At 64.0% G+C, this 12,097-nt stretch carries 10 protein-coding genes; 8 read left to right on the forward strand and 2 right to left on the reverse strand.

What is annotated here, in order from left to right; translation table 11 throughout:
* Positions 1-4: 4 nt before the first annotated feature.
* A complete protein-coding gene (locus tag NKI29_RS23450) occupies positions 5-1,501 on the forward strand; it encodes an aldehyde dehydrogenase family protein (RefSeq protein WP_352797350.1) in 1,497 nt (498 codons plus the stop codon).
* A complete protein-coding gene (locus NKI29_RS23455) occupies positions 1,501-3,153 on the forward strand; it encodes a GMC family oxidoreductase (RefSeq protein ID WP_352642356.1) in 1,653 nt (550 codons plus the stop codon). The genes NKI29_RS23450 and NKI29_RS23455 overlap by 1 nt, the downstream gene beginning before the upstream one ends.
* Positions 3,154-3,204: 51 nt before the next feature.
* Here the strand turns inward: NKI29_RS23455 and NKI29_RS23460 are convergent, their stop codons facing one another.
* A complete protein-coding gene (locus tag NKI29_RS23460; protein ID WP_352797353.1) occupies positions 3,205-4,023 on the reverse strand; it encodes an aldo/keto reductase in 819 nt (272 codons plus the stop codon).
* Positions 4,024-4,161: 138 nt separating this feature from the next.
* Here NKI29_RS23460 and NKI29_RS23465 point away from each other — a divergent pair, with 138 nt between their 5' ends.
* The 3 genes from NKI29_RS23465 to NKI29_RS23475 are packed head-to-tail and all read left to right on the forward strand — an operon-like array spanning position 4,162 to position 7,803.
* The gene (locus tag NKI29_RS23465; RefSeq protein ID WP_352578182.1) at positions 4,162-5,733 is read left to right on the forward strand and encodes an acyl CoA:acetate/3-ketoacid CoA transferase; all 1,572 of its coding nucleotides are present in this window, start codon (positions 4,162-4,164) and stop codon (positions 5,731-5,733) included.
* Positions 5,730-6,503: an enoyl-CoA hydratase/isomerase family protein gene (locus tag NKI29_RS23470; RefSeq protein WP_352797355.1), complete on the forward strand. Its 774-nt coding sequence runs from the start codon at positions 5,730-5,732 to the stop codon at positions 6,501-6,503. The genes NKI29_RS23465 and NKI29_RS23470 overlap by 4 nt, the downstream gene beginning before the upstream one ends.
* A gap of 40 nt (positions 6,504-6,543) precedes the next feature.
* Positions 6,544-7,803, forward strand: coding sequence for a glycerate kinase type-2 family protein (locus NKI29_RS23475; RefSeq protein WP_352642352.1), 1,260 nt, complete (start codon positions 6,544-6,546; stop codon positions 7,801-7,803).
* A 42-nt stretch (positions 7,804-7,845) separates the two neighbouring features.
* On the opposite strand, the gene NKI29_RS23480 is transcribed toward NKI29_RS23475, so the two are convergent.
* Entirely contained in the window at positions 7,846-8,862 is a 1,017-nt protein-coding gene (locus NKI29_RS23480; protein WP_352578185.1) for an aldo/keto reductase, read from the reverse strand.
* Between the two features lie 156 nt (positions 8,863-9,018).
* On the opposite strand from NKI29_RS23480, the gene NKI29_RS23485 reads away from it, so the two are divergent.
* From NKI29_RS23485 to NKI29_RS23495, 3 genes are read left to right on the forward strand one after another with little or no spacing between them, the layout of a single operon-like run.
* Complete coding sequence (locus NKI29_RS23485; protein WP_352496361.1) at positions 9,019-10,161, forward strand: acyl-CoA dehydrogenase family protein; 1,143 nt, start codon at positions 9,019-9,021, stop codon at positions 10,159-10,161.
* Positions 10,158-10,937: a 3-ketoacyl-ACP reductase gene (locus tag NKI29_RS23490; RefSeq protein ID WP_352642346.1), complete on the forward strand. Its 780-nt coding sequence runs from the start codon at positions 10,158-10,160 to the stop codon at positions 10,935-10,937. The genes NKI29_RS23485 and NKI29_RS23490 overlap by 4 nt, the downstream gene beginning before the upstream one ends.
* An 8-nt stretch (positions 10,938-10,945) precedes the next feature.
* A complete protein-coding gene (locus NKI29_RS23495) occupies positions 10,946-12,094 on the forward strand; it encodes a dihydrodipicolinate synthase family protein (RefSeq protein WP_352783821.1) in 1,149 nt (382 codons plus the stop codon).
* Positions 12,095-12,097 lie beyond the last annotated feature (3 nt).

A 12,097-nucleotide genomic window follows, 5' to 3' on the forward strand; every position in this document is an offset into this window, starting at 1 on the left:
TCCCGTGGACCAGAAAAACCCGTTCCTTTCTGCCCCGGCCGCAGCGCGCACCTTCGGCTTTTTCGTCGATGGCGAGTGGAAAGACGGCGCGCAATACTTCGAACGCACGTCGCCCGGCCACGGCACGCCTGTCACGCGCACGGTTCGTTGCACGGTCGATGATCTGAACGCCGCCGTCGCCGCGGCACGCCGCGCCTTCGAAGATCGCCGCTGGGCTGGCCTTTCGGGTGCGGCCCGCGGAAGCGTCCTGTTGCGCATTGCTGAAATCTTGCGCCGCCGTCGCGACGAAATCGCCTATTGGGAGGCGCTGGAAAACGGCAAGCCGATCTCCCAAGCGCGAGGTGAAATCGATCACTGCATCGCCTGCTTCCAAACGGGCGCTGGTGCGGCGCGCATGCTGCACGGGGACAGCTTCAACTCGCTCGGCGACGATCTCTTCGGCATGGTGCTGCGCGAGCCGATCGGCGTCGTCGGCCTCATCACGCCCTGGAACTTCCCGTTCCTGATCCTCTGCGAGCGCGTGCCCTTCATCCTCGCCTCTGGCTGCACGATGATCGTGAAGCCGTCGGAAGTGACCGCTGCAACGACGCTGCTGCTCGCCGAAGTGCTGGCGGAAGCGGGCCTTCCGGCCGGTGTCTACAACGTCATCACCGGTGCCGGCCGCAGGATTGGCCAGGCGCTGTCCGAGCATCCTGACGTCGACATGCTGTCCTTCACCGGCTCGACAGCCGTCGGCCGCTCCTGCGTCCACGCGGCAGCCGACAGCAACTTCAAGAAGCTCGGCCTGGAGCTTGGCGGCAAGAACCCCATCATCGTCTTCGCCGATGCCGATCTGGAAGACGCCGCCGACGGCGCGGCCTTCGGCATCAGCTTTAACACCGGGCAATGCTGCGTCTCCTCCTCGCGCCTGATCGTCGAGCGCTCCATCGCCGCCGAATTCGAAAAGCTGCTCGTCGAAAAAATGAAGAAGATCCGCGTCGGCGATCCGCTGGACGAGGCGACTCAGGTCGGGGCCATTACGACAGAGGCGCAGAACGCCACGATCCTCGACTACATCGCGAAGGGCAAGGCCGAGGGCGCAAAACTTCTCACCGGCGGCGGGCCGATCAATCTTGGTCGCGGCCAGTATATCGCGCCGACGCTCTTCTCCGGCGTTTCATGCGACATGGTCATCGCCCGCGACGAGATTTTCGGCCCCGTGCTGTGCTCCATGCATTTCGATACGTTGGAAGAAGCCATCAAGCTTGCCAATGACACGGTTTACGGTCTTGCGGCGAGCGTCTGGACGAAGAATATCGACAAGGCACTGATGGTGAGCCGCCGGGTTCGCGCCGGGCGCTTCTGGGTCAACACGATCATGGCCGGCGGTCCCGAAATGCCGCTCGGCGGCTTCAAGCAGTCCGGCTGGGGCCGCGAGGCCGGGATGTATGGGGTAGAGGAATATACGCAGGTGAAGTCCGTTCATGTCGAGATCGGCAAGCGCAGGCATTGGATCGCATGATGGCCGCTGGCTATGACTATGTGATCGTCGGCGGCGGTACCTCCGGGTGCGTGCTGGCGGCGCGGCTTTCGGAAAACCCGTCCGCGCGAGTGTGCCTCATCGAGGCGGGCGGGCGCGATACCAATCCGCTCATCCACATGCCCGTTGGCTTCGCTAAGATGACGACGGGGCCGCTCACTTGGGGCCTGAAGACCGCGCCCCAGAAGCACGCCAACAACCGTGAGATCCTTTACGCGCAGGCCAAGGTGCTCGGGGGCGGGTCGTCGATCAATGCCGAGGTTTTCACGCGTGGTGTGCCCGCCGATTATGATCGCTGGGTCGAGGAAGGCGCGGAAGGGTGGGGCTTCAAGGACATCCAGAAATATTTCCTGCGATCGGAGGGCAATTCGATCCTCTCCGGTGCCTGGCATGGAACGGATGGCCCGCTCGGCGTCTCCAACATCCCCGAGCCGCAACGCATGACGCGCGCCTTCGTGCAGAGCTGCCAGGAGTTCGGCATTCCCTACAATCCGGATTTCAATGGCCCGGTGCAGGAGGGGGCGGGCGTCTACCAGACGACGACGCGCGACAACCGGCGCTGCTCGGCGGCCGTCGGCTATCTGCGTCCGGCCCTGAAGCGTCCGAACCTGACGGTCGTCACCGGTGCGCTTGTCCTGCGCATTGTCTTCGAGGGACTCCGTGCGGTGGGCGTCGACTATGAGGCCGGCGGCTACCGCACGACGGCGCGGGCGGAAAGCGAAGTGATTCTTACCTCTGGCGCCATCGGCACGCCGAAGCTGATGATGCTCTCCGGCGTCGGGCCGGCCGATGCGCTCAACAGCCACGGCATCGAGGTGGTGCAGGACATGGCCGGCGTAGGGCAGAACCTCCAGGACCATTTTGGCGTCGACATCGTCGCGGAACTGAAGAACCACGATAGCCTCGACAAATACAACAAGTTGCACTGGTCGATCTGGGCAGGCATTCAGTACACACTCTTCAAGTCCGGCCCCATCACCTCCAACCTCGTGGAGGGTGGGGCGTTCTGGTATGGCGACAAGGCGAGCCGCATCACCTCCAACGTCGTGCAGGGTGGGGCGTTCTGGTATGGCGACGAGGCGAGCCCGACCCCGGACCTGCAGTTCCACTTCCTTGCGGGCGCGGGGGCGGAGGCAGGCGTACCGAGCGTGCCGAAGGGCGCGTCCGGCATCACGCTCAACTCCTATACGCTTCGGCCGAAGTCGCGCGGAACCGTGACCTTGCGCTCGGCCGATCCGCGCGCCTTGCCCGTTATCGATCCGAACTTCCTCGGCGACCCCGACGATGTAAGGATTTCCGCTGAAGGCGTGAAGATCAGTCAGGAAATCTTTGGCCAGCCTTCCCTGCAGAAATGCATCAAAACGTTGCATTTTCCCGATAGAAACGTGCGCACGCAGGAAGACTATGTCGCCTATGCGCGCCAATACGGGCGTACCTCCTATCACCCCACCTGCACCTGCAAGATGGGGCGGGACGAGATGTCGGTGGTCGACCCGCAACTGCGCGTCCACGGCCTCGATGGCATCCGCATCTGCGACAGTTCCATCATGCCGAGCCTCGTCGGCTCCAATACCAATGCGGTGACTATCATGATCGGCGAAAAGGCATCGGACATGATCCGCGGCAATGCCTGATCGATCGAGGCGTCTCAAGCAAAAGGGCGGCCTTGCGGCCGCCCTTTTGCGTCAGTCCCATTGGGGGACCCAGGGCAGTTGCCCCGGCTTGACAATGCGGTAACCGGTCGCGTTCAGGGCGTCGATCCTGTCCATGTCGATGGACGACAGCGTGAAATCCATGATGTCGAAATTCCCCCGGATGTTTTCCGGCTTCGTCGACATCGTGTTGAGCGGCACACCCTTCTGGAGAGTCCAGCGCAGCACGACCTGTGCAGCAGATTTTCCGTAGGTTTTGCCGATCTCGGCGAAAAGACGGTACTTGAACACTTCGCCGCGGGCGATGGACGCGTAGGAGGAAAGCGGGATGCCCGTCTCCGATGCGGCGGCGAGGAGCTTCTGCTGGTTGACCAGCGGGTGAAACTCCACTTGGTTGGTGACGAGCGGTCCTTCGACCACGGCGCGCGCCACATGCATCATGCGTGCGGTATAGTTCGAGACGCCGATGGTATCCGTAAGACCCCTGTCCCGGGCGGATTGCAGGAGGCGCAGGGATGGCGCGACGTCACCGTCTGCCGGCGGCCAGTGCAGGAGAAGCGCATCGAGGCGATCGATCTGCAATGACTTCAGGCTGGCCTCGACCGAGGGCAGGAATTTTTCTTCTGAATAGTTGTCCGGATGCACCTTCGTGGTAATGCAGAGCTCTTCCCGCGCGACGCTGCAGACTGCGAGTGCCGCACCCGTATCGGCCTCGTTGCCGTACATCTGCGCCGTATCGAACGCTCGGTAACCGGCGCCGATGGCGGCAGCGATCGCGTGTCTGAGGTCGTTTCCCTTCAGCGGAAAGGTGCCGAAGCCGCGCTGAAAGCTCTTCTGGAAATAGATGTTCATGCCTCCTCCTTGGCTGTCTGGGAGCATCGATGGCGCCATGCGCGTCGACGCGAAAAACCTGCTTGCCTGATTGCCCAGGCCGTGTTTAATCTATAACTAGTTAGTTACTTAATGCAATGCGGAACGGAGGTGAAGTCGATGAAGAAGGTAAAGACGGCGGAGGAGGCGGCCCAACTCGTCAGGGATGGTGCGGTCGTTGCAGTCAACTCTTCGTCGGGCCTGTGTTGCCCTGAGGCCGTTCTCAAGGCGCTAGGCGAACGCTTTGATCGCGAAGGCCATCCGCGCGGTCTCACCTCCATTCACCCGATCGCGGCCGGCGACTTCTTTGGCACCCGTGGTGTTGACCACATCGCCAAGCCGGGCATGCTGAAGAAGATCATCGGCGGCTCCTATCCCTCGGGGCCAAGCAATGCCGAGCCGCCGCTGGTCTGGCAGATGATCCTCAAGGAGGAGCTCGCCGCCTGGAACGTGCCCTCCGGCATCGTCTTCGACATGCTCCGGGAGGGCGCCGCCAAGCGTCCGGGCGTGCTCACCAAGGTCGGCATGGAGACCTTCGTCGATCCCGATCAGGAAGGCTGCGCGATGAATGCGAGTGCGCGCGCCGAGCCGATCGTTCAGCGGGTTTCGTTCGCGGGAGAGGACTGGCTGCATTTCCCGGCGCTTCGCCCCGATGTTGCGATCATCCGTGCGACGACCTCCGACGAGAAGGGCAACCTCACCTTCGAACAGGAGGGTGCGACTCTCGGCGCTATGGAAATGGCGCTGGCCGCCCGCAATTCCGGCGGTCTGGTCATAGCGCAGGTCAAGCGGGTGGCGGCCAGCGGCACCCTGCGGCCCCATGACGTGCGCGTCCCCGGCATCCTCGTCGACGTCATCGTCGAGGCGCCCGATCAATTGCAGACGACGGCGACGCCCTATGACCCGGCGATTTCCGGCGAGCTCTTCCGGCCGCTCGAAACCTTCCGCCTGCCGGCCCTCGATGTTGGCAAGGTCATCGCCCGCCGCGTGGCGCGGGAACTGCAGGATGGCTGGGCCGTCAATATCGGCTTCGGCATTTCGGCCAACGTGCCGCGCATCCTCATCGAGGAGGGGCTGCACGGCAAAATCACCTGGGTGATCGAGCAGGGCGCCGTCGGCGGCGTGCCGCTTCTCGATTTCAAGTTCGGCTGTGCCTCCAACGCCGAGGCCTTCGTCGCCTCGCCCCATCAGTTCTGTTACTTCCAGGCGGGCGGCTTCGACTGCTCGCTCCTGTCCTTCCTGGAAATCGACGCCGAGGGCTCGGTCAATGTCAGCCGCCTGGCGGCAACGCCACACCGCACCGCTGGCGCAGGCGGTTTTGTCGATATCACGTCGCGTGCGAAAAAAATCGTCTTCTCCGGCAATTTCAATGCAGGCGCCAAGATGCACATCGAGGACGGCCGGTTGGTGATCGACATGGAGGGCCGCATCGCCAAGTTCGTGCCAAAAGTTGATCAGGTCAGTTTTTCTGGCAAGCGCGCCCGCGCGCAGGGGCAGGAGATCACATGTGTCACGGAGCGCTGCGTAATAGAGCTTGATACGGACGGACTTGTGATAACAGAGATCGCCCCCGGCCTCGACCTTCAGCGTGACGTCCTCGACCAGGCGGCGACGCCGTTACGCGTCTCGCAGACGCTCAGGGTGATGGACGATGCGCTATTCCGCGCTGGCACCATGGGGCTGGCGCTGTGAGCGATCCGCGCATCGAACTCCGAATCGAGGGCCACCTTGCGCGGCTCACCCTGCGACGGCCGGAAAAGCTGAACGCGATCGACGAGGACATGGTCGATGCGCTGTTGCGGGCCTGCCGTACCATCGAGCGCTCGGATGCCCGAGTTGCGATCCTGTCGGGAGAGGGCGGCAGGTCCTTTTGCGCGGGGGGCGATATCGAGGCGTGGAGCAGCCTCGACGCCGACACGTTCTCGCGCCGCTGGCTGCGCGACGGACACGGCGCCTTCGATGCGCTGGCCCGCCTCACGGTTCCACTGATCGCGGTGCTGAACGGCCACGCGCTCGGCGGCGGGCTGGAGCTTGCTGCCTGCGCGGACCTGCGTATCGCCGAAGCGCATGTGAAGATCGGCCAGCCGGAGGCCGGCCTCGGCATCATTCCCGGCTGGTCCGGCACGCAGCGCGCCTCGCGCCGCTTCGGCACGCAGCTTGTCCGCCGCATGGCGCTTTTTGGCGAAGTCTACTCAGCTGATGAGGCCATCGCGCTCGGGCTCGTTGATCAGGTCGTGCCCACGGGCGAGGGTGGCGCCGCCGCAGAGGCCGCCGCGGCCCGCGTGCTGAAGCGATCTCCAAGGGCGACAGAATTGACGAAGATGCTGATCAATGCCGCCGAGCACGAGGAGAGCGAACGGGTCGTAGAGGCCTTGGCCGGCGCGGTGGCGGCTGCATCCGAAGATCTCACGGAAGGGCTGGCGGCCCACAGGCAGAAGCGGCCGGCGCGTTTCGACAGATAGCTTTCGGTCATCCCATACTCCTGATCCGTTTGGCGGTCTCATGAAGCCTGAAGACAAAGATTTTCTCGCACAACTCTTTCGCGCAGCGATCGAAGCCGCGGCTCCCGAAAAGGCCTTAAGCACATATCTACCGACCCGACCCAAAGGAAAGACCGTCGTCATCGGCGCGGGCAAGGGCGCCGCGCAGCTTGCCGCGGCTTTCGAAAGGCTGTGGGATGGCCCACTGGAAGGGGTTGTGGTGACGCGTTATGGCTATTCGGCGGCCTGCCAGAGGATCCGTGTGCTGGAGGCTGCCCATCCCGTTCCGGATGTTGCGGGGCTTGAAGCGTCTCAATCGCTTTTCGACGCTGTAAAGGGGCTCGGTGAGAATGATCTCGTCGTGGCGCTGATCTGTGGCGGCGGGTCCGCCCTGCTCCCAGCCCCGCCCGGCGATCTCACGCTGAAGGATGAAGCCGCTCTAAACAGCGCGCTGCTGGCGGGCGGTGCGCCGATTTCCGTCATGAACGCTATTCGCAAGCAGGTCTCCGGCATTAAGGGTGGGCGGCTCGCCGCCGCATGTCATCCTGCAAGGGTTGTGACGCTCGTTGTCTCCGATGTGCCTGGCGACGACCCGGCGCAGGTCGCCAGTGGACCGACCGTGCCGGATGCAAGCAATCGCAAAGAGGCGCGCGCACTGGTCAAGACATGGGGTGTCAAGCTGCCCGAGCGGATCCTGGCTTGGCTTGATGAAGACGTGGGCCAGCCGCCATCGCCTCATGACTCAGCCTTTGCCAGTCATGAGGTCCACATCATCGCTTCTGCACGCCTCTCACTGGAGGCTGCCGCGCAACGGTCGGAGGCGCTCGGCGTGCCCGCCGTCATTCTATCGGACTGCATAGAGGGGGAGGCACGCGACGTCGCGGGTGTTCACGCCGCTATCGCTCGCGAGGTCGCCAGCCGTGACCGCCCGTTCTTGCGTCCCGTCGTCATCCTCTCCGGCGGAGAAACGACGGTGACGATCAAGGGACGTGGCAAGGGTGGACGCAACACGGAGTTTTTGTTGTCGCTCGCGCTCGCAGGCGAAGGTGTGCCGTTTGCAGCACTTGCCGCCGATACGGATGGTATCGATGGCTCAGAGGACAATGCGGGGGCCTTTGCCGACGGCGCCAGCATGGGGCGCCTGCGGGAACTGGGGGCGGATCCTGCCGCACTGCTTGCCGGCAACGACGCCTGGACGGCGTTTCATCGTTTGGGCGACCTGTTCGTGCCCGGCCCGACAGGAACCAATGTCAATGACTTCAGGGCAATCCTGATCCGTTAGAGGTTGCCCGCGCCGCTTGTTGCAGCGCGGGCTGATGCGAGCTCAGCCCGGAACGGGTGCGTCCTCGCGCAATAGGCCCTGCCTCTTGAGATCCGCCCAGAACTCTGCCGGGATCGGATGGGAGAACCAGGCAAGGTTCTGGTCAAGCTGTTCGACCGTGCGCGTGCCCGCCATGAAAGAGGGTACGGCAGGATGGGCGAGCACGAATTGCAGTGCGGCGGCGGCCAGCGGCACGCCATGCGCCGCACAGACCACCTCGATCTTCGCGACCTTTTCCAGGATGTCGCGCGGCGCCGGCGCGTAATTGTACTTCGCCCCTTCCTTCGCGCCGGTGGCAAGGATTCCCGAATTGAAGCCGCCGCCCACGACGACCGCCGCGCCACGCGCCTCGCACAGCGGAAGGAACGCGTCGAGCGCGTCCTGTTCGAGGAGGGTGTAGCGGCCGGCCAGCAGGAAGCAGTCGAAATCGTGACGGCGGAGGGCCTCATGGCAGACCTGCCATTCGTTGACGCCGACGCCGATCGCCTTCACGACCTTTTCCGAGCGCAGCCGCTCCAGCGCGCGCCAGGCGCCGTCCATCGCCTGCTCGAACACTTCCGGCTGCTCGCTCCCGCGTGTGAAAACGTCGATGTCATGGATGAAACACATGTCCATCCGCTCCAACCCCAGCCGCTGCAGGCTGTCCTCGAAGGCGCGCATCGTGCCGTCGTAACTGTAGTCGAAATGCATGGTGAAGGGCGCAGCATTCGTCCACGGCGCAAAATCGATGGTGTCGCGCCGTGCCGGTCGCAGCAGGCGCCCGACCTTGGAGGAGAGGACGAAATCGTCTCGCTCCTTCCAGCGCAGGGCGTGGCTCGTGCGCAGTTCGGCAAGCCCGTGGCCATACATCGGCGCGGTGTCGAAGAACCGTACGCCGGCGGCCCATGCGCGTTCGAACATATCCCCGGCTGTGGCTTCGTCGATCTCGCGGAAAATGTTGCCGAGGGGCGCGGTCCCAAAGCCGAACGTCGTGACGTCAAGTTCTGTTCGGCCGAATTTCCTCTTTTCGCCAGGGTGCATGCCTCTCCTCCATAAGTAACCAGTTGGTGAATAAATAAGCACGGACCAAACGCCTGTGCAAGCAGCTTTCTTCCCGGTCTCAGATTTTTCCGACTTGACGTCTTGAGACTGGGGAATGTATATAACCGGATAGTTACTAAGTTGGAGTCGAGGGCCATGTATCTCACTGAAACGCAGGAGCAGGTGCGAGAGATGGCGCGCGCCTTTGCCGACGAAATGATCCGGCCCGTGGCCGAGGAATTGGACCGCGAGGAACGCTTCCCGGCGGCTCTTTACGACGAAATGGCAAAGCTCGGCCTATTCGGCATAGGCGTGCCGGAAGCCCTCGGCGGGCCGGGCTTCGACACGCTGACCTATGCCCTTGTGATGGAGGAGTTGAGCCGCGGATATGCTTCCGTCGCCGACCAGTGCGGCCTGGTCGAACTGATTTCAAGCCTGTTGGTGCGCCACGGCACTGAAAGCCAGCAGGCCCTGCTGCCGGAAATACTCGGCATGCGCTCGAAGGTCGCCTACTGCATCACCGAGCCGGAGGCGGGCACTGATGTTTCGGGCATCCGCACGACGGCCGAGCGCGACGGCGACGGCTGGCGTTTGAACGGCGGCAAGATCTGGATCCACAATGCGCCGGTGGCCGACTACGGTTTCGTGCTGGCGCGAACCGACAAGCAAGCCGGCAATCGCGGCATGTCGATCTTCATCGTCGACCTGCATGCGGCCGGCGTCGAGAAGGGGCCGAAGGAGCACAAGATGGGCCAGCGCGCCAGCCAGGTCGGCGCGCTGAACTTCACCGATGTGCGCCTTCGGGCAGATGCCCTGCTCGGCACCGAGGGGCGCGGTTTCCACATGATGATGTCGGTCCTCGACAAGGGGCGCGTCGGCATTGCGTCACTCGCCGTCGGTATCGCACAGGCCGGCCTGGAGGCCGCCCTCGACTATGCCGGGACGCGCAAACAGTTCGGCAAGGCGATCGCCGACTTCCAGGGCGTGCAATGGCTTCTGGCCGACATGGCGAAGGACATCGAGGCCGCACGCCTGCTCGTCCATTCTGCCGCTTCGAAAATCGACAGCGGCGCGGATGCGACCAAAGCCTGCTCCATCGCCAAGTGCTTTGCCGGCGACATGGCTGTACAGCGTACCGCCGATGCCGTGCAGGTCTTTGGCGGCTCCGGCTATATCCGCGGCTTCGAGGTGGAGCGGCTCTACCGCGATGCAAAGATCACGCAGATCTATGAAGGCACGAACCAGATCCAGCGCATGATCATCGCGCGCGAACTCCTGAAGAAAGGCGCTAGGGCATGAGCGCCGCGTCCGCCCGGCCGGTCGCGCTCGTCACCGGCTCCTCGCGCGGCATCGGCCTTGCCGTTGCTGAAGCTCTGGCGAAGGAAGGATTTGCGGTCGCCGTCAACGGGCCGGCTGAGGACGCCGAACTTGCCGCCGCGGTCGAGCGCGTCGCCGCCCATGGCGTCCCCGTCGTCGCCGCCGCGTTCGATGTGGCTGCGATCGGCGGTCACGGTGCGGCGATCGATGCGGTCGAGGAAAAGCTCGGGCCGCTTACCACGCTCGTCAACAATGCCGGTGTCGGCGTGCTCAAGCGCGGAGACATGATGGAGGTCTCCGAGGAGAGCTGGGACCGGTGTTTTGCCGTCAACACGAAGGCTATGTTCTTCCTGAGCCAGGCATTCGCGCGTCGTCTGCTTGCACGCGCGCGGCCGCCACTCTTCCATTCGATCGTCAATGTCACGTCTTCGAATGCGGTCGCGGTGGCGGAGCAGCGCTCGGAATACTGCGCCTCGAAGGCCGCCGCCGCCATGGTCTCCAAGACTCTCGCCGTCCGTCTCGGGCGCGAGAACATTGCCGTCTATGACGTCCAGCCGGGCCTGATTGCCACCGAGATGACCGCGCCGGTTATCGAGGCCTATCGCGAACGGGCCGCGCAGGGCCTCACGCTTTTCCCGCGTGTCGGCGAGCCGGAGGAGGTCGGTGCGCTGATTGCCTCGCTTGCGACTGGCAGGCTTCCGTACACAACCGGACTGTCGATCCCAGCCGATGCCGGCATGCTCGTCCCGCGCTTCTGAGGTTTTTCATGAAAATCGCCCTTCCCGATACCGCTGGCCGCCTTGCGCACTATGCCCTGACCGGAAAGCCAATCGCCGCCGCCACGCTTGGCAGGAACCCGGCGCGAACAGTCTACTCGGCCGCCCACGTCGTCGCCGATCCCTTCACTGCGAACGATCCGTCGGGTCGCGCTACGGTCGACTGGGCCAAGACGATGGAGTTTCGCCGCTATCTCGCCGGCCTCGGCCTCGGCATTGCCGAGGCGATGGATACGGCGCAGCGCGGCATGGGTCTCGACTGGCCGGGCGCACTGGAGCTGATCCGCCGCACCCGCGAGGAACTCCCGGATGCGGTGGTCGCCAATGGCTGCGGCACGGATCATCTCGACCCCGCGGCAGTGGCGAGTCTGGACGATGTGCGCCGGGCCTATCTGGAACAGGCGGAAGCCATTCAGAAGCTCGGCGGCCGCCTCATCCTCATGGCCTCCCGTGCTCTGGTGCGCGTCGCAAAAAAGCCGGAAGACTACGTCAAGATCTATTCCGATGTGCTCGCCGCCTGCGACCAGCCGGTGATCCTGCATTGGCTCGGCGATATGTTTGATCCGCAGCTTGCCGTCTATTGGGGCGACGCGGCGTTTGACCCCGCCATGCAGACGGCGCTCGCCGTCATCGAAGCGAACACGGCCAAGGTTGACGGCATCAAGATCTCCCTTCTCGACAAGGAAAAGGAGGCCGTCATGCGCCGTCGTCTGCCCGCCGGCGTGAAAATGTATACGGGCGACGACTTCAACTATCCGGAACTCATCGAAGGTGACAGCGAGGGCTTTTCGCACGCCCTTCTCGGCATCTTCGACCCGCTCGCGCCGGCCGCCGCCTATGCGGTGGAGCGGCTGGGCGACGGCGACAAGGCGGGCTTCCGTGCAACGCTCGACCCGACCGTGCCGCTCGCTCGCCTGATCTTCCGCGCGCCCACCCAATACTACAAGACCGGCGTCGTCTTCCTCGCCTGGCTGAACGGCTTCCAGGATCACTTCGTGATGCTGAACGGCGCCCAGGCGATGCGGCCGCTGCCGTATTTCGTCGAGGTGTTCCGTCAGGCGGACCAGTGCGGCCTGCTGCGCGATCCCAACCGCGCCGTCGAGCGCATGAAGAAGTTGCTCGCTGTTTACGGGGCGTAGGCG

Origin of the sequence: Mesorhizobium sp. M0678 (assembly GCF_040320505.1) — a bacterium.
GTDB lineage: Bacteria > Pseudomonadota > Alphaproteobacteria > Rhizobiales > Rhizobiaceae > Mesorhizobium.